The sequence below is a fragment of the Paenibacillus sp. JDR-2 genome (genome assembly GCF_000023585.1).
Lineage (GTDB): Bacteria > Bacillota > Bacilli > Paenibacillales > Paenibacillaceae > Pristimantibacillus.
The window spans coordinates 5,208,506-5,232,295 of the sequence record NC_012914.1 but is presented as its reverse complement, the minus strand read 5'-3'; the positions used below and the strand labels follow the sequence as shown (position 1 = coordinate 5,232,295).

The window sequence follows — 23,790 nt, the reverse complement described above, 5'->3', positions numbered from 1 at the left end:
ACGAGTTTGCTCTCCGTTAGCCTTAACCTTGTGCCGCATCCATGTTCATGTAGTTAATAGCCCAGAGATGGCCGTCCAAGTCCACGAAGCCCCAATGATACATGAACCCATGATCTTCAGGTTCAGCATGCAATTTCCCGCCCAAGGAGACCGCGGTATTCACGATTTCATCGACCTTTTCCCGGCTCTCGAAGGCCAATGCGATCGTCATCTGCGCATACTTGCTCGTATCGACGGATTCCTTCTCTGTGAGCGTATTAAAGAATGCTTGATTGATCAGCATGACCTGCAGGTTGTCGCCGATCACGATGGCTACCGAATTCTCGTTATCGGGGAATTGCGGGTTGAACTCGAATCCGAGTCCGGTGAAGAACGCTTTCGATTGTTCTACGTTTTTTACAGGCAGGTTGAAGCTCGTGAATGCGGACGTTAATACCATTTTCAAACACCTCTTCGTCAAATTAGTTTGTGTTCATTTATGCCTTCGTTTATATAGACGACAGCCGATCCGGGAATTCATCGGTCTCATGAATTCGGAAGCGTAAATTTTGAAAAATAACTTGGTATTTAGGTCGGATACCCGCCATTCCCGTAAGGTTGCTTGTTCTTATTATGCAGGGGTAAAGATTGAACCTCTCTAAAAATGAATTAGTATGAATATATGAAAACTAAAGGGTGGGTATCGAGTGACGGAATGAGGAATGAGGTCTAGTTTACTTGATCCATTATACGACGGGGAACGTTAGTTGAGTATAGCAAAATGGCAGCTGATTCAGATGAACAGTTGCCATTTTTGGTGAAGTAAAGGGCAGAATCGTTTAATAATTGGGTATTGAATAAACAAATAAGGGGGATTAGAATTGCGAATGTATGCTTTACTTGAAGAACCAGTGGAGAAAGTTAGAAAAGTTATGATATACGAGTCTGAGAGCGGCGTGTATGTCTTTTTGTTTGATACACAGGAAGATAAGAGTTGTATTGCTGACTTATGGTTTGAAACGCTCGGTGAAGCTGTCGATCATTGCCTTCAAGAATTCAATGTTAAACAGGCACAGTGGCTTGTTATCAATGACCCTAAAGAAGGAGAATATCACGATATTATTCGTTAAATCAAAATCGGCATTGAGCCTAACGGGGAACTATAGTTCAATTAAAGAAGCTGCAGCAGATCGGAAAATCTGCTGCAGCTTTTATTGAAGTAAAGGATAATTAAGCACTTGCGTGGAATTTCCTTAATCTGGATTGTCATTATGAGTATATAATTCAAAGGAGAACTGTGATGACACGCATCATTTTAGTGCAACATTGCCAGTCAGAGCATCATGTAAATGGAATGTCAGGGGGATGGACTGATACACCGCTCACAGAATTAGGTAGAAAACAGGCTGAGATTATAGGAAGTAAACTGAGAGATAGTTTAAACAGTAGCGATTACGTCCTTTATTCTTCAGATTTATTGAGGTCATCACAAACTGCAGAGATAATAGGGGGACTACTGGGGCTTGAAGTAAACATAAATAAAGAACTTCGGGAAATCAATACAGGTGACGCGGCAGGTAAGACTAAAGAATGGGCAAGATCTAACAGAAATCCGACAACAGGAAGTAGCTTTGATTTGGACTATCAAGAATTTAAGAATGGTGAGACTTGGAGACAGTTTTTTAGGAGGGTTTGTGAATGTTTGGAGTTAATATGTGAGGCGAATGAGAAGAACTTACTGATCGTAACCCATGGTGGAACCTTAGCCTATATAACTGCATGGTGGCTGAAATTTTCCGAGCGGATGCTGGGAAATGCATACTTTTCTGCTTCACCAGCCAGCATTTCTATATTGACCCGAAACGGCTATAATCAGAATGTATTAGAGGTATTTAATGATTCCGCTCATCTATCATTATTAAAGTAACTGGGAAAGTTAGTTCACTACACAGAGGTCTTAAATTATCCATTGGGGGTTAGTCAACTTCTATATATATATGAGAAACAAGTAAATGGAATTAAAGGATTTTGAATATTTATGGACTATTCAAAAAGAGATACATGCACTTGAAAAGTTGAATGAAGGTGAATATGTAATTAGTTCAGAGCCATCCATCCAGGAGCAGCGTGTCACATCGGCAGTTGCTCCTTTGTTTATTAAGCTAAAGGCAGATTAGTTGAACAGTCAAATACTCAAGTTTATTTGAAGGGGTGTGATTGGCGTCGCCGTTAGCTAGTGATAGGATAAAGCTAACATTGATTTTACTGGAGGGTAAACTTTTGATTCGGATTATGGGATTCACAAACGAAGGGGAAGTACACGACCATCTCTCGCTCAACGAACTGCCTAACGACCAATACGCATGGTTCTGGGCAGACTTCGACCGTCCAACGCAGGATGAAGTAAGTCTGCTCACCGATAAGTTCGGGTTCCATAAGCTTGCGGTGGAGGACTGCCTGCACCATCTGCCGAGGCCGAAGATTGAATTCTATAGTGATCACAGCTTCATTGTTGTTCACTCGCTGCATGGCGAGAAGCTGCTGCCGGAAGAGGTTGATCTGTTTGTTAGCGAAGGTTATATTGTCACCTTCCATATGGAGCGTAACGATGTGGTGGATCGGGCGATGGAGAAGGTATCACGCAAGCGGCATTCGGGCTTGTCGACCCGATACGCGGCATTTCTCGTCATTGACGAGATGGTCGATGACTTCTTCCCATCGCTGCTCCAAATTGAGGATCGGCTGGATGCGATAGAGAATGAAGCAATGAGCAGTGATACGGTGGGTAGGATTTTCGATCGGATTTATGACATTCGCGCTGATTTGCTCAAGGTGCGGCGCGTCATATACCCGATGCGCGATCTACTCTATCGTATTGTGAATTCCGAGCGGCTCGAACTGGACGACGAGAGCCGTGTGCATTTCATGGACGTCTATGATCATCTTTTGAAGTTGTCTGAGAAGATCGTCGACGACCGCGAGACGACAGCTGACATTATCGAGAACGTCAACTCCGTCCTGAACCAAAGGACGAACGAGGTGACGCTGCGGACGAATGACATCGTATTCCTACTTACCATTATATCGGTCATCTTCATGCCCCTCTCTTTCATCGTCGGCCTGTACGGCATGAATTTCATCGATATGCCTGAGCTTCATTGGAAGTATGGGTATATCTACGCGTGGACACTCATGATCATTATCGTCGCCATCATGGTATTCGTATTCCGCAAGCTGAAGTGGCTGACGTGGAACAGCAATGGTGGCGGCGGTGCAAAGAAGTAATCGGAGTAACCTTCAATCGTGACGTCCTCGGACATTTAGTGTCCGAGGATTGTTCGGTTTAAGCTGATAGGAGACTATAGTTCAATTAATAAGCTGCAGCAGCCCACACCATACAGGTGTGGGCTGCTTAACGTTGTATTCGAGGGATCTGATTAGAGGAGCCTATCTCTATATAATCGTTTCAATTCTTCTCTATATTGAGTGGGAGATGTCCCTGTCCACTTTTTGAATTGTTTTGAAAAATACAAAGGATCAGTAAAGCCGCAAGAGTTGCCGACCTGTTCAATGCTTATATTGGTGTTCAATAACTCCCTGGCTCTTTCCATGCGAACCTGATTAATGTACTGCTTAGGGGATAAACTGGTAAGCTGTTTGAACACCTTAGTAAAGTGCGTGCGGTGGTAACCAAGAGAAGTCGCTAATTTCTCAATTGAAATTGGCAGCATATATTGCGTTTGGAACCATCTAATCGCTTGCTCTACTAAGCGTTCTGAGTCGGTCAGAACTTTAGTTGAGGAATAATGCAATTTATTCGTATTCAAGCGGGCAAATTCGGCTAAGAGTAAGCGAAACCAGCCATCAGTGGCTAAGCTAGTAATGGTCTCTCCGGATTTAAGCTCTAACTCCTGTTCTATGGTTTCAAATATGCTCGCCAGATTTGCAGAATCTGCACCTCTGACGATGGGATTAGTAATTGTAACACCGACATTTTCAAGCATTTCCGTAACATTTCGGCCCTGCAGAGCTACCCAACGATAGGACCAAGGTTCGGCTTTGTCTGCTTCGTAGTTAAATAGCACGCCAGGAAAAATAACGAAAATATCTCCTTTACCCAAATGATACTTTTTCCTCTGCCATTCAAACGTACCAAAGCCATGATCTATACTATGAATTAATGTGTAATTATAAACAGCCGGACCTACTTTATGGAGCGGACGAGGTCTAGCTGCACCGGCAAATGTGATATTTAGCTCAGCGTTTAATAAGTACGGATTAATCTGTACTCTATACTCATAATGCTCCTGATTTTCCATCATCATTTCCCCTTTAACTTTCATGCGAGAATAATTATACTACAAATCTCCATGTATGAATGTCAATGCTCCATCCTCAAAATGATGTCGAGATTCTATAGTTAGAAACGTAGACCTCATGATTCGTTGGGGTATGAACAAGTTATGAAGGAATGAAAATCGGGTTTTAGGGGGATTAGAAACACAGTTTTTGATAAACATATAGATGGCCACTGCTTATTTACGTCGGCAGTACGGGAATCATACTGAGCGTGTATTAGCTCAATGTCTAGAAGCAAATGCAACATAAAGGCATATACGAATTAACAATTTAGTTTATAGAAAACCAATAAAAGGAGATCGAAAATATGAATATTAAAGAAAACCTTCACAATGGTAGTTTATATTTGCCTGGAGACGAGGAACTCATGAAGGAGCAAAGCAAAGCTCTTGAAGACCTCTACGATTTCAACATGACTCGGCCGAGAGAATATGAAAAGAGGGCTGCTCTCCTCAAGAAGATGTTTGCTGAGATTGGTGAGGGATGCTATATTGAACCTCCTTTTCATGCAAATTGGGGAGGAAAACATGTCCACTTTGGGAAAAAGGTTTATGCTAATTTCAATTTAACTATGGTTGATGATACGCATATTTACGTAGGCGATTGCACGATGTTCGGGCCTAATGTAATTGTAGCAACAGCGGGGCACCCTATCTTGCCTGAGCTTCGCTCAGAAGCTTATCAATTTAACGCATCGGTTACGATCGGGAATAATTGTTGGATAGGGGCTGGCGCAATCATACTTCCGGGTGTAACGATTGGCGATAATACAGTAGTAGGTGCTGGAAGCATTGTGACCAAGGATATTCCCGCAAATGTTGTGGCTGTTGGAAACCCCTGTAAGGTGCTTCGCGAAATTAATGAGCATGATAAAATGTTTTATTTTAAAGATAAAAAAATTGTAAGAGAAGAAAATTCGTTATAGGACTGTGATGTAATCGATTAGAAAGAGGTTAGGATATGTGGCGAAATTTACTATCATCAAGCCAAATAGATAAGAACTTTAATCAGCAATTGATTCGTTTGGTGATACCGATCGCTTTACAGAACCTAGTGTCGGCGTTAGCAGTGACGGTAGATGTTGTCATGTTGGGTTTTATAAATCAGTCTGCGATGTCAGCCGTCTCGCTAGCGGGTCAAGTAACGTTTGTTCTAACGTTGTTTTATATGGGTTTAGCTTCAGGAGTGGGGATTTTAACCGCACAATATTGGGGCAAGCAAGATGTGAAAACGATCGAACGCGTCCTGAGCATAGGATGCATGTATTCCTATATCGTTTCCTTTTGTTTTTTCGGGATTTCCTTATTCATTCCTGATGTACTGATGAGTCTCTTCACAGATGATGGAGAATTAATTAGATACGGTTCACAATTCCTGCAGGTTCTGTCCTTTTCCTACCTTGTAGGCGGCGCTTCACAGATGTATTTCAGTGTTATAAGGAGTATGGAGAATGCACGTTTGAGCGCGTGGATCAGTTCCGCATGCCTCATTCTGAATATTCTTCTTAATGCCCTCAGTATTTTCGTTCTATATCCAGATGATCCAGATAAAGCTATTGTAGCTGTTGCATTATCGACGGTTCTTGCACGTATCATCGAATTTATCTGCTGTATCGTACACTCAGTTAAGTGGAAAATTAAGTTCAAGCTCCCCAAGCGGGATACGATTCAACGTAACTTACAAAGGGATTATTTGAAATATACCTTCCCTGTTCAAGGGAATTATATTGTATGGGGATGTGCGATTACGGCAACGGCAGCAGTAATCGGTCATATCAATGCGGATATGGTGGCTGCAAACTCTGTAGCTGCTGTTGTTAAAAATTTAATGATCGTCGTATGCGGAGGCATCGCAAGCGGTGGTTCTGTACTAGTGGGAAAATATTTGGGCAGTGGCCAAATAGAGATGGCTAAAAGAACGGGAAATATTATAACTTTCTATACCATTGTTTTTGGCATCTGGGCAGGTGTGATGACGTTAATTGTCAAACCTCTTATTTTTCATGCGGTAAGCTTAGACGAACAGGCACAATATTATTTAAGTGGAATGCTATTTATATGTGCCTATTACTGTATTCCAAAATCCATTAACTCTGTCATCATCGGAGGGATTTTTGTTGCAGGAGGCGACTCCAAGTTTGGATTCTGGTGTGACCTGATTGTCATGTGGGGCATCATTTTACCATTAGCGTATTTAAGTGCTTTCGTGTACAAGTTTCCACCGATAGCTGTATTCGCCATTATTTGTTTGGACGAAGTTATTAAGGCACCGATTGCCTTCATTCGATACCGTCAATACAAGTGGCTTAATAATATTACACGAGACTTAACACACGAGAATGCAATTTAATAAGTTGATACCAAAGACAGCCAGAATACCTGAACATCGTCCGCTCCTTGCGGTTTAGGGATGCAGTGGAGATGATTAAGTCAGATTAGGGTACGAAAAAAGTTTATAAAGTGTAACGAACTCGACAGCAGCCGGTCAACTTGCCGGTTGCTGTTTTTTAGACTTAAGGATAATAAGAGCATCCGTTCACTATGAACGGATGCTGTTTGCATAATTAAAGGGCAATTTGACGCAACTTCCAATCAAAGGAAAAGTATATACCTATATAGTGATGATAAACAGTTTTCCTTAGTTATTTGTTTTGGTGGAAGGGTTCAATCAGTTATCCGATCGGATGGCTGATTTTTTTCTACGATAACCTTTAGACAAATTGAGGTGATGGCATGCAAATAGACTGGCATTATTCCTGGAATGTAGTAGATGCTGCTGCAGGATTGCTAGGTTGGCTCGTTGTGCTTGGTCTGGTAATCCGCCAACGCCAAAAGCAAGAGACTAAGCGCCCAATCTGGAAGATGCTTCTCGTGACACTCGCCGGCTTTTTTTCGTTATCATTCAAAATCCCTTTATTCGGGCAAATCGTAAATATCGCCTTATTGCCGCTTGGTCTCTGGGCTGCGTATCTCTTTTTACGAAAACGGTCCTGGACGGACTATCGTAAATTTGCTTGGATTGGCTTCACGGCAAACTATTTGTTTCTGGTGACAGCTCTGCTTGCTGGATTCATTCATGGTTCCTTCTACGACCGCAATGACCCTTCCACTTACTTGGCCCATTTGGAGAAAGCGAAGCTTGTTGCCATTCATCCGTCAGCAAGGGAGGCAACCTTCGATAAAGAGTTGTTCTCGAGCATGTTGGCAGAGGTAAAGGCATCCGATATGTCGGGCACGCTGGACTGGTACCGTGAATCAAAATTAGAGGACGGCACTCAGTATCAGCAAGAACGTTTCCCTTATTCACTGCTCGGAGCAGAAGCTCGCTGGGGGAGCGGTATGCATGCCTCAGCTTACTTGGAAGCTGATGGAAAGGGTTTATTGCTCGCTACAAAGGATCGGTATTACTACTACCGTTCTGAGAAGCCGATGTTGAGAATGGAGGTAAGAGAATGAGGGGAAGGAGACTGCTAATAGTCGTAATCCTTATAATTGCGATTGCGGTGATCGTCTTCTTCCGTACTTATGACGGTAAGCCGGGACCGCTTCCGAGTGTGGACGAAATTATAGAGGAGTTAAACGAGTACGACTCTGAAGCCAACGCGGCAGTTGTGCTTGATAATGTTAAGCTGACCGAACAACAATTTTTTATTCCATTTGTATCTAGTCAAGGTATTCACGGGATGGGATTCTTGAAATGGGAGAAGCGGAAGTGGAGCGTGGCTAGAGTTGATATTAGCGGCAGACCCGAAGTTAGAGTCACCGATCATTCCGATCCATCCGGCCGTTATGTGGTATGGAATAATAATCCCCTTGAGAAAGTAAAGGAATTCCGCTTCTACCTTATTCGGGATCGAAATGCCGGTATGTCGAATGGAGTATATTACTATGTACCGCGCGTGCAAATGGAAATGCTCGTCAATGTAACGGAGCATCCGTACGGAGCAATGCCGTTTCCAGATGAATGGGCAGGCATTATGCGCGAGGATAATAAGCTCGGCAAGGCGCCTGCCGCTAATATCATGGATCATTTATTCTCGCAGTCTTATTCTCAGTCATCCACGATCTATGTCGGGTATCTTCCCGTCTACGCCAATGACGCATCCGAGCTCGGCAGTTCCTCTAAGAGCGGCGATGAGGATACGGAGTTTTTGATGATCATGAACGAGACGGATTTGGAGAGGCCGTGAAGATCAATAGTAAAACTAAGCTGGGCGACTTAAGAAAAATCGCAAAGGACATTAAAAAAGATCACGAACTAGCTATAAGGAGATGCAGACTCACACTCTTGATGAGCGAAATAATTTAATGGATTAGTTACGATTGAAGTTAACAAACGACGTAATAATTAGTTGCCTTTTTTTAATACGAATAGCTGAGGGACTGCTAAGCGGACTCGCAATAGTCTGTAAAGCTATTCTCAAAAGACAGGAATAAACCAAAGGGGAAATTTGATGAAACCGATAATGATTGATTTTCCAGATGAGTTTCATACTGAACGATTAGTTATTAGAATGGCAAAACCAGGGGATGGCAAGGTTGTTTTTGAAGCCGTTAATGCTTCGATAAATGAGTTGAAACCTTGGTTAAGATTGTTTGCGCAAAATGAACATACCGAATACGACATGGAGTTAATAATTAGAGAAGCACATGTTAAATTTCTAACTCGCGAAAGTCTAAGATTCCTTGTCTTTCTGAAAGAAACGGGACAATTTGTTGCTACGTCAAGCTTACATAACATAGATTGGGAAGTACGGAAATTTGAAATTGGTTATTGGATAGATACACGTTGTAATAACAATGGGTATATGACAGAAGCAGTGAAAGGTATTTGTGATTTTGCGTTTAGTCAGTTGAATGCCCGGCGTTTGGAAATACGTTGTGATACAAAAAACACTAGAAGTAAGTTAATACCTGAGCGACTACGCTTTGAACTTGAGGGTACGATCAGGAGCGAAGATTTATCGGCTGATGGAAGTGAATGGAGGGACACATTTATTTTTGCAAAAATAAAGCGATGACATGTTGGAGGAAGCTGGCCTAGGGCCACTTTACGTGTATCACGATCACGCTTTGTATTACGCTAATGCATCGGGTTTACCTTATATTACAGCAAACAGCTTAAAGTTCCTTCGCGAACGCGAGATTGTCCATTCCCTGCGGTTTAGGGAAGCAGCCGATATCGGCTGCTTTTTTGTTAGGCTAAAAGTAAACAGACTTCCCTACTATCGGAGGTTTCAACGGGTAGAATAGCTTAATTATAAATATTCTTTACAGGTCAAAATTTGGGATTTAGCGGTGAACTAAAGCTATTATCTATAGCTTGGTACAGGGAGTGTTCTGTGTGGAATTATAAATATGTGGCGAGACGAATAATACCGACAAGTCTTATGTCGTAAACAAAATAATTGAATTTAATCTAAAGCATTTTCCGGATGACTTTAACTTATATTTCAAAAAAGAACTCGCTTAAAAAATTTAAGTTCATTGACATGTGCACACGCATGCATATAATGAAATCAGGTGGTGAGATTATGGGACTTAATCACGATCCGAGTAAATGTAAGAAATTGATTGAAGACAATATCGACATTGAATTTTACAGAGCTATCTTCGACCCGGTTCGAAGTGAATTGCTGATATTTCTCTCTATTTATGGGGAAATGACCATTGGGCAAATAGCGGAGAACTTCCCGCAGAACCGATCAGTGATTTCTCGCCATTTGGATCACATGAATCGGTTTGATATCGTGCTGAGAAGGAAAGAAGGCCGGGAAATTTACTACAAAGCAAATAAGCAATTTATTGTCGATACCTTCGAAAAGACAACGAATAACATGAAAGCACTCATGAATTTGCAGCAGTAGGGTGCTTTTTATTTTGTTCAATATATGCATATGTGTGCACAAAAACATGAAAAGGAGTTTTTTATTATGGAAAAATCGATTAGGAAATGGTGGGTCTTAATCACAGTTAGCTTGGCTGTATTCATGGCGATGCTAGATATTACAATTGTGAATGTAGCATTACCTGATATTCAAAGAAGTTTCTCCTCCGATTTTTCAAATCTACAATGGGTATTGAATGCTTATACTTTGGTGTATGCTGCGATGTTATTGCCCGTTTCGAAATTAGGAGATATCATCGGACGCAAAAAAGTTTTTCTAATGGGATTAGGCATCTTTGTTATCGGTTCATTGACTAGCGGTTTAGCAGGCAGCGATCTTTGGTTGAACATTTTCCGAGGTGTCCAGGGAGTCGGCGGAGCGGCAATGATGTCTTTATCCTTAACGATCGTTACGGCTTCCTTTCCTGAAAAACAAAGGGGACTTGCGTTAGGGATCTGGAGTAGCGTGGTCGGTCTTGCTATTTCAGGCGGTCCGCTTATTGGCGGTGCTTTAGTTGATAGTTTTGGCTGGCGATCCATCTTCCTGGTCAATATCCCCTTTGGTATTGCGGCTATCCTATTAGGAATGTTCTTCATACAGGAGAGCAATAAAAATAGTAAGGGAAAAATCGATTATTTAGGATTCGTATTCAGCACTGCAATGATTTTCACTATGGTATTAGCCTTAATTCAAAAAGAAGTTCACGAAAATTATTCATGGACGGATTGGCATGTTCTAAGTCTATTAGGTTTATCAATAGTTTTATTAATTGCTTTTATAATCACCGAGAGAATGGTCAAACAACCTATGATCGAATTATCTATCTTTAAAAGCCGGTCATTTAACGGTGCCAACATTGCGGCTTTTGTTTTGGGAGCTGGTTTGTACGGAGGATTCACTTACCTCACCATACTGATGCAAAATTATATGGGTTATTCTGCGTTCGAAACGGGAGTAAAAATGCTACTGATTAGCGGGTTTACCATCATACTTGGACCTTTGGCTGGGATGGTTTCCGGGAAAATCGGCAATCGTTGGTTGATTAGCGGGGCACTGTTTATTGGGGCAATCGGGATCATAGTTATTCGTCAAACGATCAAAGTTCCTGTTGAATGGAGCTATTTAATGCCTGGATTTGTCCTTCTAGGAATTAGTAATGCTTTGGTGAACCCGCCGATCGCTAATGCTGCAATGAGTTCTATTGATAAAAAACAGGTTGGTATGGCTTCGGGGATTCTAAACGTATTTCGTCAAGTCGGCATTTCATTCGGCGTGGTAATGCTGGGAATTAAGTTGACGGAAGGGTATAACCATTCGTTAGACAGACAGTTTATGGATATTCAAAACATTGACTTAGATAGTAAAAATCAAATGCTTGATGTTTTTCATGAAGCTGGAGCTTTTGCTGGCTCGCATATTTTCGATAGCAAACAAGCTGAGACATTTAAGCAAGTGCCGGCATTTGATGACATTAAGAATATGGTTTTTACTGCTTTTAACGACGGCATAAAAGAGGTGGATTTGCTCATTTCCATCTTTTTACTTATTGGAGTGCTTGCGAGTGTTTTTTTAATTAGAAATAAAAGGGAACCTAAATAAGTAGTCACATTAAAAACAAAAAAGTTTGTTTATAAGCCTACTCGTCCATGAAGTTTGTGGTAAAATTAACCAAATGGAGGAGGGGTTAAATGAGAATCGAATTATTGCAGGTTGCTTATGAAGATAAAACAATTCTTAATAATCTCATACAGCTATATCGTTACGACAGTAGTGAATTTGACGGACATGTTCTTAATAATCACGGTTTGTACCTATACAAATACTTCGATCATCAATGGACAGACGAGTACCGGCGTCCATTGATGGTAAAGGCTGATGGAGAAATTGCGGGCTTTGCATTAATTAGTCTGGATGTACCAAAGGAATATATGAAATGGAGTACAGCAGAGAAAACCAATGTAATAAGTGAATTTTTTATTATGAGGAAGTACCGCCGTAAAGGGCTTGGCAGGCATGTTGCGTGCTTACTCTTTGAACAGTTTACTGGTATTTGGGAAGTGAGGCAGACAGCTAATAACCAGCCTGCTTATACCTTTTGGAAGCAAATAATTTCTAAGTATACAAACAATGATTATCTAGAGACTATTCTGCAGAACGAGAAATGGAATGGGCCTGTCTTTGTATTTGAGTCGAATGCTGATTTAAGCTAACGGGAGAACATGAACTTCAGTCAACGGTTCAACTGAGGGGCAGGATCAAGAATAGAACTAATAAGTAGACGGTGGTTATGTTGGAGGAGTCTGTCTTAGATTTTTATAATTGGTACACAAGCAATAGGGTTGGCTAACCACGGATTTAAAGTAACGGGTACTGATATAAGTCCAGTATCAATAGCAAGAGCAATAAAAGAGGCAGAATCTCTCGGTGACAAGATAAATTTTGGAGTAGCTGATTTCCGTTCATTAGAACGGGATATTTCCGGAGCTTATGATGTCGTTCTTTCCGCTGATAATGCAGTCCCGCACCTTCTGACGGATGAAGATTTATTATTGGCTGTAAGAAATATGTATTCAAAAGTTAGAAATGATGGCCTGCTTCTCATAACCATAAGGGATTATGATGAGTTGGTAAAAGAAAAACCTAGAGCTACAGAGCCACGCATTTTCGAAAAGGGCAAAAGAATTGTATTTCAGGTTTGGGATTGGGCGGATGACGCAAAAACCTATCAGACCAATCATTTTTTAATACAAGAGAAACAGGTTATTACCAGCCCGTTGTAACTGCTCGAAAAAAGTGTAGTTTAAGCTAACGAGAAACGATATTCAATCAATAAAGCTGCAGCAGATCGAAGGATCTGCTGCAGCTTTTGTTGAAGTAAAGAGTAGGATTACGCTATATTGTTGTATGCAGAAAAATTCAGATGCCTCTTGAACCTTACGTAACGTAATGAATTATAGTGAATGTAACAACAGGACAAAATACAGGACAATGGCCAAAAAATGATCAAGATAAATTCGAATTCGGAGGAGAAACGAACATGAGAAAACTCGTATTGTTCATGCATGTGTCGCTGGATGGGTATGCGTCAGATTCGAACGGAGGACTGAATTGGATTCCGTACAATGAGGAATTTGAGAAATACGCCGAGGAGGTTGTAGCCGAAGTCGGCTCTCCCGTTTACGGACGTACAACGTATCGGATGATGGAGAGCTACTGGCCCACGGTGCTGGATGATCCGAACGAGTCGAGGCACAGTATAGAGCATGCTAAATGGCTGCAGGATGTTAAGAAGATCGTCATTTCTAGCACGATGGACAAGCCGGAATGGAACAATACGATGCTGATCAAGGACAATATCGCAGAGGAAATCAAAGCGCTCAAGGAGCAGCCAGGCAAAAACCTCGTTATCTTCGGCAGCCCGGGGGCTGCGAAGACACTCCTTGAGCTCGGCCTGATCGACGAATTCCTACTGACGATTTGTCCGGTCGTCCTAGGCAGCGGGAAATCGGTATTCGACGGCGGCGAGAAAATCAGGCTTAAGCTGCTGTCCAGCCGGACGTTCGATTCGGGCATTATCGCGACCCGCTATGAGTTGGAGAAATAGTCGAGCCGTACAAGGGAATTCACCCGGGTACTTGGGGACACTGTTGACGGGGCGATTGGAAACAATACCTATCAGTATTACGAAAAGCCTCTTGCAACAATAATGAATTGGATTTCTAAGCTTCCTAGGATGAATACGATTAAGTTGTACTGCGACTGATTTAAAACTTAATCAAGGAGATTTTTATGATAAGAAATTTGATTAGCATGCTGTTCATATTGCTCGCCTTTATATTTGTAGCTAGTTTAATTGGTTGCAGTGCAAGGACGGATTCAAGGGATAAAACATTTGAGCAATCTATTGACGAAAGACTCCATGACATTGTCAATCCCAAAAATAATAAAGTATCATTTTCATCTAATCCCTACGATTATATTAAAGGTGAAGAAAATAATTTGAATTACAAATATATTGTTACGCAAGGAGAACAGTCATTGGATTATATGCTGCATAAATTTGCAAGTAATGACGAGGATGGTCTGGAAGAATATATTATGGCAATGGCCTGTTCAGAAATTTTAAAAGAAAACCCCGATGATAAAAAGTGGGCTTCAGGTAGGGAGTGGTATAGAGAATATAAACAAGGCTCTAAGTAATAAAAACTCATAAGGAGTGGTTATAACTTCGAATTATTAAACTATAAAATAAAATATCAGGAGGTTGGAATAAACTGTGGAAACAAACAAATTACTAAGAATGGACAATGTTGGCATCGTTGTAGAGTCCCTTGATGACGCGATCTCTTTCTTTGAGGAAATTGGCTTGAAGCTCGAAGGGCGAGCTACTGTCGAAGGTGAATGGGCTGGTCGCGTAACCGGGCTGGGTTCACAGAATGTAGAGATTGCTATGATGGTTACCCCAGATGGCCACAGCCGCCTTGAACTTTCGCGATTTCTCAACCCACCTACTATATCAGATCACCGAACTGCTCCTGTAAATGCCCTCGGTTATCTTCGCGTCATGTTCACCGTTGAAAACATTGACGAAATGGTATCCAGACTCACTAAGTATGGCGCTCAGCTCGTTGGCGAAGTGGTTCAGTACGAGGACTCGTATCGGCTCTGCTATATTCGTGGAAATGAAGGACTTCTAATCGGTTTGGCGGAACAACTCGGTAATAAATAAGAGACGTTTGACCCTCGGTTGAGGGAGGAGAGGGACTGTAAGCTGCAGTCCCTCTTATTTGCGATTTAATTTTAACCTAGTTGCTGCGAACCATTGAACCATACGGATTTAATCGACAAGGTATCCGAAATATTAGTGGTCGGATCGCCGTTTATGAGAATAAGATCAGCACGCGCACCTTCGGTAATCCGGCCGCGATCATGAAGACCAAAGCAACGGGCCGGTTTGGAAGTAGCCGACTGAAGAGCCTCAGTCGGAGTGAACCCGGCCTTCACCAGCAGCTGCATTTCGTGGTGGACGCTAGCCCCATGAGCAAGGCCACCAAGGTTCGGAACGGGAACCGGCGCAACATCCGTACCTACAAGAATATCAACTCCGGCATGGTGAAGATCCATCACATTCTTAAAGCTGTTCTCCATATTGCCTTGAGGGAACGTATTGAAGCTTGAGTTCAAAATATCGATCCAGTCCGGACTTAATTTGGAATGAACCCGTGGATCATTCGCCAATTCCGATGCCGGATTTCCAATAATCGATGAATTCAACACCAAGCACGGTGTAACAAAAGCTCCTGAATCCGCGATGGATTTAACTAATTCTGACGTGCACTCTGGTCTATCGATAAACAAGTGGCCCAACCCGTCGACTCCAAAATCGATGGCTGCTTTCGATGAAAGAGCAGTCAAGACGTGGGCGATGACCAACTTATCGAATTTGTGGGCTTCAGTCACGGCTGTTTTTAGAATCTCATCGCTTAGAACGGGCAAGCCAGGTGCACCCATGACCGTTCCTTCTTCAATCATAATCTTAATATAGTCGGCTCCATTCTCCACTTGGGTATGCACATGCTTGATCGCTTCTTCAACCGTCGTAACTTGCGGTATTTCGTCGTGATCGTGAGCGTATGCGGCCAACATCGCTTCCCTGTCTTCCTCCGATAACTTCTCTAGTTCCTTTAATACGAATTCCGGTATTTCATCTCCATCCGGCAGTAATTCATCCGGGTGTCCACCAGGAGCGGTAATCGCTGTACCGGCAGAACGGACGTCCGCGATGTCATCCACATTTTTTAGCTGAATTTCGCGCCCTCTTCCAGTAAAATCACCGTTCATTTCAAGTTCAGTTGTAACGCCGAATTTTAAGGCATCTCGTAATCCGCCAATTGAGGTATGGACATGTGCATCAATCAGACCAGGTAGCAGTGTCGCATTTTCTCCATCGATAATCGTTGCATCGGCGGGAATGTCTCCGCCCACTGAAATAATGGACTCCCCTTTAATGACAATATGTCTGGGAGCTATAATTTGATATCCATCAAAGATTCGTACATTCGTAATTGCCGTTATTTGTTCTAACGCAGCATTTTGTTTTATTTTCTCCATTTTAATTCCTCCCAATGTGTTTGCGATTCAACACTTCGGAGTATAACTGTTAGGTTTCTAACTGTCAATAAGCTAAGTTTTATTTGACAAGGCTATAGGATCACTGTATATTTTAGCTACTTACAATTAGATTCCTAACAATTAGAGAGGGGACGATGGATGATCATGCATTCCCGAAAAGATACGCCCTATATGGATTTGTTTCAGATTATTGGTCTCAAGTTAAAGAAAAGAGCGGATGAGAGTATAAAAGAGCTGGGATTAAGCTCTCAACAAGGAAAAGTAATCGATTATATTTACGAGAACCAAGATAATCATATTATTCAAAAGGATCTTGCAGATCGGTTTCATCTACGCGGGGCAAGCATTACAAGCATGCTTCAAGGTCTAGAGCAAAAAGGGTTCATCGAGCGCAAAATCCCGGCCAATAATGAACGGCAAAAAAATATATACGTATTGCCAAAAGCGGTTGAATTGATTGAAGGCTTTAATGACTCATTCCAAAAAGTGGAGGATGAAATCGTTCAAGCTCTTAATGACGAGGAGAAGCAAATCTTAAAGAAATTGCTGATTAGAATTAATGAACGCATATAAAGAGGGGGATTCCCGATGAGCAGCCGCGTATGACGTTCGGTTGCTTTTTTATTGAACGAAGGGCAAATTAGTTTTTAATATTAAAATCTTCTCTGATTGGTGAAACTATATAAACCCTACACTAATGAGGTTGTGTCGCTTTATGATAATGGAAAGAAACATTCTAATCGGAATTTGGATATTAACAATCTTGCTCTTAATATTTACGATACCTCTTAGCAAAATAAGGGAAGCGTTTGTCGTTTTTTCGTTTAAACAAATACTAACTTGGTTTTTTGGGCTTCTTGTTGCACAGTATAAATTAATTGAATACCCTGTTCGCGAGTTTCCTTATGCGACACGAAGCAGTTTCTCGTTCGAGTATTTCATCTATCCTGCAATCTGCATCGTGTTTAACTTGAAGTTTCCAAAAGACAAAAGCATCATCAAAAAAACGCTCTGGTATTTATTTTTTCCAAGCTGGATGACGGCTTTGGAGGTATTGTTGGAAAAGCATACTGGGCTTATACACTACATCGCCTGGCACTGGTACTGGACCTGGGTTACCCTTTTAGCTACCTTTTGCTTGACCCGGATGTTTTATCTTTGGTTTATGAAAAAACAAACTGGACAGACGCAAACTAACGAGGAAATTTAGTCCGAAGAGATTTATTATAAAGAAGTTTAAACTTGCAGACGTCTCCGGCAGTTATGTTTGGCTTAAAGACTCTTTTAAAGTCTGGAAGTGTTCAATCTGGAAATGTCACATCATAAGTTATCACTACGAGTAGCAGCCACATATTTGTGGCTGCTATTTTTTTGGAGCTAAAAAGCAGGATCGCGCAATGACTTCGCGGCAATGTCTAGAAATCTTCAGGATTTCTTCAGAAAGAACCTACATAGGAACTAAGTTTTTTTCCCTAAACTGATGTTGTACCTAAGAGAAGACAACAATACGGAATTGGCTGTATCTGTGGCAACCAATATTCAAATATTCCAATGAGGTGATACCATGTTAAAGAATAATTCACTACTTTTTTTCAAAAAATTCATTCATAATCCTAAATATGTGGGTAGTATTACTCCAAGCTCGCGTTATTTGGCGAATCGTATGGTTGCAGCGGCCAAGTGGGAGGAAGCTGAGAATATTGTGGAAATTGGGTCTGGGACTGGTGCAATCACTCAAGTTATTGCAAAACGCGTCATGCTTAAAAGTAAGGTGATTTTGTTTGAAAAAGATGAAGAAATGGCTCAAAAGCTTCATCAGAATTTTCCGCAGTTTACGAGGGAAGGTAACGCTTTAAGATTAGTTGCTCAGCTCAAGAAGCATAATATCCATGAAGTTGATTATATTTTTAGCGGATTGCCATTTTATAATTTCCCCACCGATATGCGTCTCCAATTGATTCTACAATGCAAAGAAGCACTGAAACCAGGTGGTAAATTAATTGCATTTCAGTATTCCTTACAGATGAAAAACCTGCTTTCGGAGCATTTTGAAATTGAAACCATTTCTCTGGTTCCCTTGAATATTCCGCCAGCTTTTGTTTATGTTTGCAGGAAACCAGATAGGTTTAAAGGGGAGAAGTAATATGGGTGTCATATTAGTCGTGGATGATGATACCGAAATTAGAGACGTTATTCATGTTTATTTACGAAATGAAGGACACTCGGTTCTCGAAGCCGGCGACGGATCAGAAGCAATCGATTTGCTTGTTCAGCAGGAAGTGGATCTTGTTATTTTGGATGTCATGATGCCGAGAATGGACGGTATAAAAGCATGCATGCATATTCGGGAACAATATTCCGTCCCCATCATCATGCTCTCCGCGAAGGAAGGAGATATTGATAAGATTATGGGGCTATCAATAGGCGCTGACGATTATGTAACAAAACCGTTTAACCCGATGGAACTGATTGCCCGCGTGAAGGCGCAGTTAAGGCGACAGAAAATGCTTACGTCGAAAGAAGGCGTACATGATCAGATAACCATTGATGAACTTGTAATCGACGTTGCAAAGCACTTTGTATCGATTCGAGGTCAAGTAGTTATGCTGACCCCACTTGAATTTGCGATTCTCAAGCTGCTCGCGGCTAACCCGGGACAAGTCTTTAGTGCAGATACGATCTATGAATCGGTGTGGAAAGAGCGCATTGGATTTTCAGATAATACCGTCATGGTACACATTCGAAATCTACGGGAGAAGCTTGAAATTAATCCAAGAAAGCCAGAGTATATCAAGACGGTATGGGGTGTTGGATATAAAATGGATAAGTGAGCGATTCAAAATAAAACGCAGCGTAAGATATTCTTTTCTTGCGGCTATGGTTTTTACACTTGTATTATCATACCTTCTTAGTTTGTATATTATTGGCCTAATCGGGCAACTGCTCGATTCAATTACTTCCAAAGGGAAGCTTGAGTATATTCCGCTATTAATCTTCACTTCACTAGCCGTATTCATCATGATTTTTCTGTTAACTTTTTATTTGCTAACGAAGCGTATGATTAATTATTTCTCCGTGCTTTCGGAAGGGCTCGGATTGATTTCTCAAGGGAATTTTGAATATAGGGTACCTGTTCGCCGGGAAGACGAATTAGGCATGCTGGCCAGAAACATGAACAAGATGGCGGAACAACTTTCCTCGCAAAAAAGGAAGGAAAAGGAGACCGAGGAATCTAAAATGAACCTTATTACGGGTGTGTCTCATGATCTTCGCACTCCGCTCACGAGTATGATTGGTTATTTAGATTTACTTCGTAAAAGGTCCTATATAGACGAGAATGAATACGACCGGTTTGTAAACAATGCTTTTAGCAAAGCCCAACAACTGAAGAAGTTAATTGACGATTTATTTATCTATACCCGTCTAACCACTGGAGACATGATATTTGCCAAGCAACAAGCGGATATGCGAGAGCTAGTGGAGCAAGTGCTGTTTGAGTTTATACCCATTGCCGAAGAGAATCATGTATTCGTAAGGCCACATTTAAACATACATGAGGCAGCCGTCCATATTGACCCCGAACAGGTCGCAAGAATCTTAGACAACTTGCTGATGAACGCTCTTAAATATTCAAAGACACCTAAAGACATTGATGTTTATTTAATGTCTGACGAAACATCCGTGTATTTAACTGTAGCGAACGAGGGAGAACAAATTACGAAAGAACAAGAAGGTAAACTCTTTGATCGCTTTTATAAGAAGGAGCATGTGGAGAGCAATGCACATATTCAAGTAGGTGCTGGCCTTGGCCTTGCTATTGCGAGGCAACTTGCAGAACACCAGGATGGTTGCCTTACACTTGACTATGAGGATGGTCATTATGCGTTTACATTGAAACTCCCTCTTGCTTAGATTGACGACAGGAACAGCCGATTATATGAAATCGGCTGTTTTTAAATGCATATGCAAAATTACAATCAGCGCCAAAAAGTAATTTGCTCGCTATCCATACGCACAGATTCATGCCCCTCTTGTGCGGCTTTGCCGATGGAGAGGATCATGACCGGTACATAACGTTCGTCGTCCAGATCGAAGGTGCTGACAATCTTATCGCGTTCAAAGCCTGCCATAGGATTGGTGTCATAACCATGCGCACGGGCAACCAACATTAGTTGCATGGCAAATAAACTTGCATCGATTTTGGCGACCTCGATTTTAATTTCTCTAGGCAGCAGAGGAAACATGTTCATAATTTGTGTGACTTGCTTATCGCGCAAATCCTTCGGCATTTTCCCTTGTTCTACGGCTGAATCATAAATTCCCTCTACATACAGTTCGCTTTTAGTATCGCCTAAAATAATAAGCATAGCGGCTGACGTATCATTTTGCCTCGTATTGAATTGCACGAGTGGCCGAAGTTTGTTTTTTCCTTCAGGGGTATTAACGACGATAACGCGCCATGGCTGCATATTTGCAGAAGAAGGCGCTAAACTTGCTTCTTTAATGATATCCTGCATTTCTTCCTTTGGAATCTTAACGTTCTCATCATAATGGCGTACTGAACGCCTGCCAGTAATGATGTTGATAAAATCGTTGTTTAGAATATGTTCCGGCATGAGCTCTCTCCTTTTGTTGGGACCAGATTATTTGACTTCAGCGATGTCACTGGTTAACATGTGCTTATTGTGAACTATGAACCTTGGTTTATAGCAAATATAAATTATTGTAGTGTTCAGAAAGGAATAGTTTATGAAAGCGAGTGAAGTTTCGAAGTTGACGGGGCTGCCAATATCCACCTTGCGATTCTATGAACGCAAGGAGTTGATTCCGGTGCAATTTGTAGCGAGGGATGAAAATAATTATCGCGTCTATGATAAAGAAGTGGTTGGCTTTCTGGAGGACGTGAAAACGCTGCTCTCCGTAGGTTTTACTATTCAAGAATTAATCTTGCTCATCAATGAAAGCGAAAATTCTTATAAAGAAAAGAAAGTCCTGGTGATGGAGAAAATTCAACATATCCAAGAGCAAAAAGAAAAATTGGAATTATCAAAAGTTTTTTTAATGGATGTATTAGAGGGCAAAGCAAGTTTTCAAACTCATTGCAGATCTTAATACAGCGTGCTCGCCGCGGACATTTAGAAATGCTTGTTCTGTATACAACAAAAGCCGCATAATTGCGGCTTTTTATTTTGCATGCAAGTTGTTGTCGTTTGCTTATCAAGCCGCTGCTTCCTTTGCTGGCTTAGGGGCGGAATGACTGACTAGTCGTTCGGCCAAGCCAGCCAAGAGCAGCACGACCACGACCATGCCAACAACGCCGTTCCAGCCGTATCGGCCCCAAAACAAGCCGCCAGCGAATCCCGCAGCGCTTGACCCCCCGTAATAAAACAAGAGATAAAGCGAGGATGCCTGTGCGCGGTAGCCTGCAGCTATTCGTCCGACCCAGCCGCTAGCGACGGAATGGGCACCGAAGAACCCGAAGGTGAAGCAGGCGAGCCCAAGGATCTTCACATACAATGATGGCAATAAAGTCAAAAGGCAGCCGGCTAGGGAGATAACGATCGCCAGCCTGATCGCTTGGGGCCTTCCCAGGCGATCGGCCAGCTTGCCCATCCATGCCGAGCTGAACGTCCCCATCAAATATACAACGAACACGAAGCTCACAACAGTCTGGCTCAGCCTGTAGGGTTCACCCGTCAGCAGATAACCAACATAGTTATACATGGCGACGAAGCCGCCCATCAACAAGAATCCGAGCGCATAGATCCCCGCAAGGGAGCGATTCCGCAGCGCTCTTATCGACATCCCCAGAGTTTCGGACGGCGCAATTCGCTTAGGGGCGGAGTGGCTGGCCTTCGGCAGTGCACGCAGGAACCAGACCGCAATCGCAAGGCTGATTAGTCCAACGGCGAGCAGGGCGATTCGCCAGGAAAACAGATCCGCCAAGGCGCTGATGACGATTCTTCCTGACATCCCCCCGACAGAGGTGCCACTGACGTAAAGCCCCATCGCGCGCGCGTTCTCGGCGGGGTCGAACTCCTCGTTGACATAGGCCATCGCGATTGCAGGGAAACCGGATATCGCAATCCCTTGTATTGCTCGCAGGATTAGCAACGCTTGGAAGTTTGGCGAGCAAGCGACTAGAATCGATACAGCCGCGGATGCCAGAAGCGACAGACTCATGACGCGCTTGCGCCCCCAGCGGTCAGAGAAGCCCGCGACGAGAGGCAATGCGATCGCCAGGCTGATTGTCGCAACGGATAGTGACAGACTGGATAAGGCAGGGGTTACTTCGAACCTCTCCGTTAGTTCGGGCATAAGCGGCTGGGTGGAGTAGAGCTCCGCAAAGGTAACGAAAGCCCCGCCGAACAGCGCCATCGAGGCACGAGTGTATCCGGGCTGCCCGGATTGTAAATAAGACATCATAAACATCTCCCGACAAGCTTGTGATGCCTCTTACTGTACTCTCGATAGATGATGATGTAAAATTTATAATAATCATTAAAACAATGCATTTTTGTAATGAAATAGGGGGATTCACTTTTGGAATGGCAGCAGATCGAATACTTTCAGACGTTAGCACGCCTGCAACACGTGACACGCGCGGCGGACCAGCTGTCTCTCTCTCAACCGGCTCTGAGCCGGTCTCTCGCCAAGTTGGAGGAGGAGTTAGGCGTTCCCTTGTTTGACCGACAGGGACGCAGCTTGAAGCTTAACCGATACGGGGAACTATTTCTAAAGAGGGCGGAACGAATTCTTATGGAAATGGAATCCGCAAAAAAGGAGCTTCACGATATTGTGGATCCAGAGCTTGGTGAAGTCGCCTTCGGCTTCCTGCACACACTAAGCTCGAGGGTTATACCCGACTTCCTAGGCGCCTTCCGTGAACAGTCACCTTCCATACGGTTCGAGCTAAAGCAGAATCACAGCTACAATTTGTTGAATCATCTTTATTCGGGGGAGCTGGATCTCTGCTTAATCGCCGAACCGACGGAGCCTCGGCTGCCGATTGAGTGGATTCCGCTATGGAGCGAGGAGGTGCTCGCCGTACTGCCGGCCGGACACCCGCTGGCGGGCGCCGATAGTCTGGCATTAGAGGAGCTGGCGGAAGAGCCGTTTATCTTGCTGAAGAAAGGCTACGCTCTGCGCGACACGGTAGACCGGCTGTTCCAGCAGAGTGGTATCCGCCCCAGAGTAACGTTCGAGGGAGAAGAGACTTCCATCGCGGCGGGACTTGTAGCCGCCGGGCTGGGCGTGTCTCTGCTGCCATCGTCGGGCTTGGATCCGAGCCAAATCCGACAGGTACGCGTACGGGACGATAACTCTCGAAGGGTGTTAGGTCTTGCTCTCCTGGAGGGGAAATATCTCTCTCCGGCCGCCGCATCCTTAAAGCAATTCGCAATCCATTATTTCCGGGAATTTAGAGCATAATA

General features: G+C 42.8%; 28 protein-coding genes and 2 pseudogenes. 25 read left to right on the top strand and 5 right to left on the bottom strand.

The window, feature by feature from the left end:
* Positions 1–22: 22 nt before the first annotated feature.
* On the bottom strand, positions 23–439 hold the full coding sequence (locus PJDR2_RS22980) for a VOC family protein (RefSeq protein WP_015846122.1): 417 nt from the start codon (positions 437–439) through the stop codon (positions 23–25).
* Positions 440–866: 427 nt separating this feature from the next.
* Here PJDR2_RS22980 and PJDR2_RS22975 point away from each other — a divergent pair, with 427 nt between their 5' ends.
* The 4 genes from PJDR2_RS22975 (at position 867) to corA (ending at position 3,264) form a co-directional block, all read left to right on the top strand.
* A complete protein-coding gene (locus PJDR2_RS22975; protein WP_041613582.1) occupies positions 867–1,109 on the top strand; it encodes a hypothetical protein in 243 nt (80 codons plus the stop codon).
* 170 nt (positions 1,110–1,279) lie between these two features.
* The gene (locus PJDR2_RS22970) at positions 1,280–1,906 is read left to right on the top strand and encodes a histidine phosphatase family protein (protein ID WP_015846120.1); all 627 of its coding nucleotides are present in this window, start codon (positions 1,280–1,282) and stop codon (positions 1,904–1,906) included.
* An 85-nt stretch (positions 1,907–1,991) separates the two neighbouring features.
* Positions 1,992–2,156, top strand: a complete 165-nt coding sequence (locus tag PJDR2_RS33265; protein WP_190276166.1) for a hypothetical protein — start codon at positions 1,992–1,994, stop codon at positions 2,154–2,156.
* A 103-nt stretch (positions 2,157–2,259) separates the two neighbouring features.
* Positions 2,260–3,264, top strand: a complete 1,005-nt coding sequence (corA, locus tag PJDR2_RS22965) for a magnesium/cobalt transporter CorA (RefSeq protein WP_015846119.1) — start codon at positions 2,260–2,262, stop codon at positions 3,262–3,264.
* Positions 3,265–3,416: 152 nt separating this feature from the next.
* Here corA and PJDR2_RS22960 read toward each other — a convergent pair whose 3' ends face one another.
* Positions 3,417–4,304 carry an AraC family transcriptional regulator gene (locus PJDR2_RS22960; RefSeq protein ID WP_265525071.1) on the bottom strand — a complete coding sequence of 296 codons (888 nt, stop codon included), beginning with the start codon at positions 4,302–4,304 and terminating at the stop codon, positions 3,417–3,419.
* Positions 4,305–4,645: 341 nt separating this feature from the next.
* On the opposite strand from PJDR2_RS22960, the gene PJDR2_RS22955 reads away from it, so the two are divergent.
* The 14 genes and pseudogenes from PJDR2_RS22955 (at position 4,646) to PJDR2_RS22895 (ending at position 14,954) form a co-directional block, all read left to right on the top strand.
* Positions 4,646–5,263 (top strand): sugar O-acetyltransferase, encoded by a 618-nt coding sequence (locus PJDR2_RS22955; protein WP_015846117.1) that lies wholly within the window; start codon positions 4,646–4,648, stop codon positions 5,261–5,263.
* A 35-nt stretch (positions 5,264–5,298) separates the two neighbouring features.
* Complete coding sequence (locus PJDR2_RS22950) at positions 5,299–6,687, top strand: MATE family efflux transporter (protein ID WP_015846116.1); 1,389 nt, start codon at positions 5,299–5,301, stop codon at positions 6,685–6,687.
* A 383-nt stretch (positions 6,688–7,070) separates the two neighbouring features.
* Entirely contained in the window at positions 7,071–7,793 is a 723-nt protein-coding gene (locus PJDR2_RS22945) for a hypothetical protein (RefSeq protein ID WP_015846115.1), read from the top strand.
* On the top strand, positions 7,790–8,527 hold the full coding sequence (locus PJDR2_RS22940) for a hypothetical protein (protein ID WP_015846114.1): 738 nt from the start codon (positions 7,790–7,792) through the stop codon (positions 8,525–8,527). The genes PJDR2_RS22945 and PJDR2_RS22940 overlap by 4 nt, the downstream gene beginning before the upstream one ends.
* A pseudogene (locus PJDR2_RS33585) lies at positions 8,524–8,651 on the top strand (DNA alkylation repair protein); the annotation flags it as partial. The gene PJDR2_RS22940 and the pseudogene PJDR2_RS33585, both read left to right, overlap by 4 nt.
* 140 nt (positions 8,652–8,791) lie before the next feature.
* Positions 8,792–9,358 carry a GNAT family N-acetyltransferase gene (locus PJDR2_RS22935; protein ID WP_015846113.1) on the top strand — a complete coding sequence of 189 codons (567 nt, stop codon included), beginning with the start codon at positions 8,792–8,794 and terminating at the stop codon, positions 9,356–9,358.
* Positions 9,359–9,362: 4 nt separating this feature from the next.
* A pseudogene (locus PJDR2_RS33580) lies at positions 9,363–9,590 on the top strand (hypothetical protein); the annotation flags it as partial.
* Positions 9,591–9,871: 281 nt separating this feature from the next.
* On the top strand, positions 9,872–10,204 hold the full coding sequence (locus PJDR2_RS22925; RefSeq protein WP_015846112.1) for an ArsR/SmtB family transcription factor: 333 nt from the start codon (positions 9,872–9,874) through the stop codon (positions 10,202–10,204).
* A 66-nt stretch (positions 10,205–10,270) separates the two neighbouring features.
* Entirely contained in the window at positions 10,271–11,824 is a 1,554-nt protein-coding gene (locus PJDR2_RS22920) for an MFS transporter (RefSeq protein ID WP_015846111.1), read from the top strand.
* A gap of 89 nt (positions 11,825–11,913) precedes the next feature.
* Entirely contained in the window at positions 11,914–12,435 is a 522-nt protein-coding gene (locus PJDR2_RS22915; protein ID WP_015846110.1) for a GNAT family N-acetyltransferase, read from the top strand.
* A 99-nt stretch (positions 12,436–12,534) separates the two neighbouring features.
* A complete protein-coding gene (locus tag PJDR2_RS22910) occupies positions 12,535–13,005 on the top strand; it encodes a class I SAM-dependent methyltransferase (RefSeq protein ID WP_083778185.1) in 471 nt (156 codons plus the stop codon).
* A gap of 257 nt (positions 13,006–13,262) precedes the next feature.
* Positions 13,263–13,829: a dihydrofolate reductase family protein gene (locus PJDR2_RS22905; protein ID WP_015846109.1), complete on the top strand. Its 567-nt coding sequence runs from the start codon at positions 13,263–13,265 to the stop codon at positions 13,827–13,829.
* A 185-nt stretch (positions 13,830–14,014) separates the two neighbouring features.
* Entirely contained in the window at positions 14,015–14,425 is a 411-nt protein-coding gene (locus PJDR2_RS32055; protein ID WP_015846108.1) for a hypothetical protein, read from the top strand.
* A 76-nt stretch (positions 14,426–14,501) separates the two neighbouring features.
* Positions 14,502–14,954, top strand: a complete 453-nt coding sequence (locus PJDR2_RS22895) for a VOC family protein (protein WP_015846107.1) — start codon at positions 14,502–14,504, stop codon at positions 14,952–14,954.
* A gap of 71 nt (positions 14,955–15,025) precedes the next feature.
* On the opposite strand, the gene PJDR2_RS22890 is transcribed toward PJDR2_RS22895, so the two are convergent.
* Positions 15,026–16,336 (bottom strand): amidohydrolase family protein, encoded by a 1,311-nt coding sequence (locus tag PJDR2_RS22890; protein ID WP_015846106.1) that lies wholly within the window; start codon positions 16,334–16,336, stop codon positions 15,026–15,028.
* A 165-nt stretch (positions 16,337–16,501) separates the two neighbouring features.
* On the opposite strand from PJDR2_RS22890, the gene PJDR2_RS22885 reads away from it, so the two are divergent.
* The 5 genes from PJDR2_RS22885 (at position 16,502) to PJDR2_RS22865 (ending at position 20,269) form a co-directional block, all read left to right on the top strand.
* Positions 16,502–16,930: a MarR family winged helix-turn-helix transcriptional regulator gene (locus PJDR2_RS22885; RefSeq protein ID WP_041614575.1), complete on the top strand. Its 429-nt coding sequence runs from the start codon at positions 16,502–16,504 to the stop codon at positions 16,928–16,930.
* A gap of 124 nt (positions 16,931–17,054) precedes the next feature.
* On the top strand, positions 17,055–17,567 hold the full coding sequence (locus tag PJDR2_RS33770; RefSeq protein ID WP_322597423.1) for a CBO0543 family protein: 513 nt from the start codon (positions 17,055–17,057) through the stop codon (positions 17,565–17,567).
* A gap of 354 nt (positions 17,568–17,921) precedes the next feature.
* Positions 17,922–18,500: a class I SAM-dependent methyltransferase gene (locus tag PJDR2_RS22875; RefSeq protein WP_015846103.1), complete on the top strand. Its 579-nt coding sequence runs from the start codon at positions 17,922–17,924 to the stop codon at positions 18,498–18,500.
* 1 nt (position 18,501) lies between these two features.
* Entirely contained in the window at positions 18,502–19,188 is a 687-nt protein-coding gene (locus PJDR2_RS22870; RefSeq protein ID WP_015846102.1) for a response regulator transcription factor, read from the top strand.
* Entirely contained in the window at positions 19,166–20,269 is a 1,104-nt protein-coding gene (locus tag PJDR2_RS22865) for a HAMP domain-containing sensor histidine kinase (RefSeq protein WP_265525070.1), read from the top strand. Before PJDR2_RS22870 ends, PJDR2_RS22865 begins: the two co-directional genes overlap by 23 nt.
* Before the next feature lie 65 nt (positions 20,270–20,334).
* On the opposite strand, the gene PJDR2_RS22860 is transcribed toward PJDR2_RS22865, so the two are convergent.
* On the bottom strand, positions 20,335–20,973 hold the full coding sequence (locus PJDR2_RS22860; protein WP_015846100.1) for a nitroreductase family protein: 639 nt from the start codon (positions 20,971–20,973) through the stop codon (positions 20,335–20,337).
* 133 nt (positions 20,974–21,106) lie between these two features.
* Here PJDR2_RS22860 and PJDR2_RS22855 point away from each other — a divergent pair, with 133 nt between their 5' ends.
* Positions 21,107–21,469, top strand: coding sequence for a MerR family transcriptional regulator (locus PJDR2_RS22855; RefSeq protein ID WP_015846099.1), 363 nt, complete (start codon positions 21,107–21,109; stop codon positions 21,467–21,469).
* A gap of 105 nt (positions 21,470–21,574) precedes the next feature.
* On the opposite strand, the gene PJDR2_RS22850 is transcribed toward PJDR2_RS22855, so the two are convergent.
* A complete protein-coding gene (locus PJDR2_RS22850; RefSeq protein ID WP_015846098.1) occupies positions 21,575–22,783 on the bottom strand; it encodes an MFS transporter in 1,209 nt (402 codons plus the stop codon).
* 117 nt (positions 22,784–22,900) lie between these two features.
* Here PJDR2_RS22850 and PJDR2_RS22845 point away from each other — a divergent pair, with 117 nt between their 5' ends.
* Complete coding sequence (locus PJDR2_RS22845; protein WP_015846097.1) at positions 22,901–23,788, top strand: LysR family transcriptional regulator; 888 nt, start codon at positions 22,901–22,903, stop codon at positions 23,786–23,788.
* Positions 23,789–23,790: the final 2 nt, after the last annotated feature.

Coding starts and splice junctions, on each gene's coding strand:
- PJDR2_RS22980 (WP_015846122.1), bottom strand. CDS start 439: ATGGTATTAACGTCCGCATTCACGAGCTTCAACCTGCCTGTAAAAAAC.
- PJDR2_RS22975 (WP_041613582.1), top strand. CDS start 867: ATGTATGCTTTACTTGAAGAACCAGTGGAGAAAGTTAGAAAAGTTATG.
- PJDR2_RS22970 (WP_015846120.1), top strand. CDS start 1,280: ATGACACGCATCATTTTAGTGCAACATTGCCAGTCAGAGCATCATGTA.
- PJDR2_RS33265 (WP_190276166.1), top strand. CDS start 1,992: ATGGAATTAAAGGATTTTGAATATTTATGGACTATTCAAAAAGAGATA.
- PJDR2_RS22960 (WP_265525071.1), bottom strand. CDS start 4,304: ATGATGATGGAAAATCAGGAGCATTATGAGTATAGAGTACAGATTAAT.
- PJDR2_RS22955 (WP_015846117.1), top strand. CDS start 4,646: ATGAATATTAAAGAAAACCTTCACAATGGTAGTTTATATTTGCCTGGA.
- PJDR2_RS22950 (WP_015846116.1), top strand. CDS start 5,299: ATGTGGCGAAATTTACTATCATCAAGCCAAATAGATAAGAACTTTAAT.
- PJDR2_RS22945 (WP_015846115.1), top strand. CDS start 7,071: ATGCAAATAGACTGGCATTATTCCTGGAATGTAGTAGATGCTGCTGCA.
- PJDR2_RS22940 (WP_015846114.1), top strand. CDS start 7,790: ATGAGGGGAAGGAGACTGCTAATAGTCGTAATCCTTATAATTGCGATT.
- PJDR2_RS22935 (WP_015846113.1), top strand. CDS start 8,792: ATGAAACCGATAATGATTGATTTTCCAGATGAGTTTCATACTGAACGA.
- PJDR2_RS22925 (WP_015846112.1), top strand. CDS start 9,872: ATGGGACTTAATCACGATCCGAGTAAATGTAAGAAATTGATTGAAGAC.
- PJDR2_RS22920 (WP_015846111.1), top strand. CDS start 10,271: ATGGAAAAATCGATTAGGAAATGGTGGGTCTTAATCACAGTTAGCTTG.
- PJDR2_RS22915 (WP_015846110.1), top strand. CDS start 11,914: ATGAGAATCGAATTATTGCAGGTTGCTTATGAAGATAAAACAATTCTT.
- PJDR2_RS22905 (WP_015846109.1), top strand. CDS start 13,263: ATGAGAAAACTCGTATTGTTCATGCATGTGTCGCTGGATGGGTATGCG.
- PJDR2_RS32055 (WP_015846108.1), top strand. CDS start 14,015: ATGATAAGAAATTTGATTAGCATGCTGTTCATATTGCTCGCCTTTATA.
- PJDR2_RS22890 (WP_015846106.1), bottom strand. CDS start 16,336: ATGGAGAAAATAAAACAAAATGCTGCGTTAGAACAAATAACGGCAATT.
- PJDR2_RS22885 (WP_041614575.1), top strand. CDS start 16,502: ATGCATTCCCGAAAAGATACGCCCTATATGGATTTGTTTCAGATTATT.
- PJDR2_RS33770 (WP_322597423.1), top strand. CDS start 17,055: ATGAGGTTGTGTCGCTTTATGATAATGGAAAGAAACATTCTAATCGGA.
- PJDR2_RS22875 (WP_015846103.1), top strand. CDS start 17,922: ATGTTAAAGAATAATTCACTACTTTTTTTCAAAAAATTCATTCATAAT.
- PJDR2_RS22870 (WP_015846102.1), top strand. CDS start 18,502: ATGGGTGTCATATTAGTCGTGGATGATGATACCGAAATTAGAGACGTT.
- PJDR2_RS22860 (WP_015846100.1), bottom strand. CDS start 20,973: ATGCCGGAACATATTCTAAACAACGATTTTATCAACATCATTACTGGC.
- PJDR2_RS22855 (WP_015846099.1), top strand. CDS start 21,107: ATGAAAGCGAGTGAAGTTTCGAAGTTGACGGGGCTGCCAATATCCACC.
- PJDR2_RS22850 (WP_015846098.1), bottom strand. CDS start 22,783: ATGATGTCTTATTTACAATCCGGGCAGCCCGGATACACTCGTGCCTCG.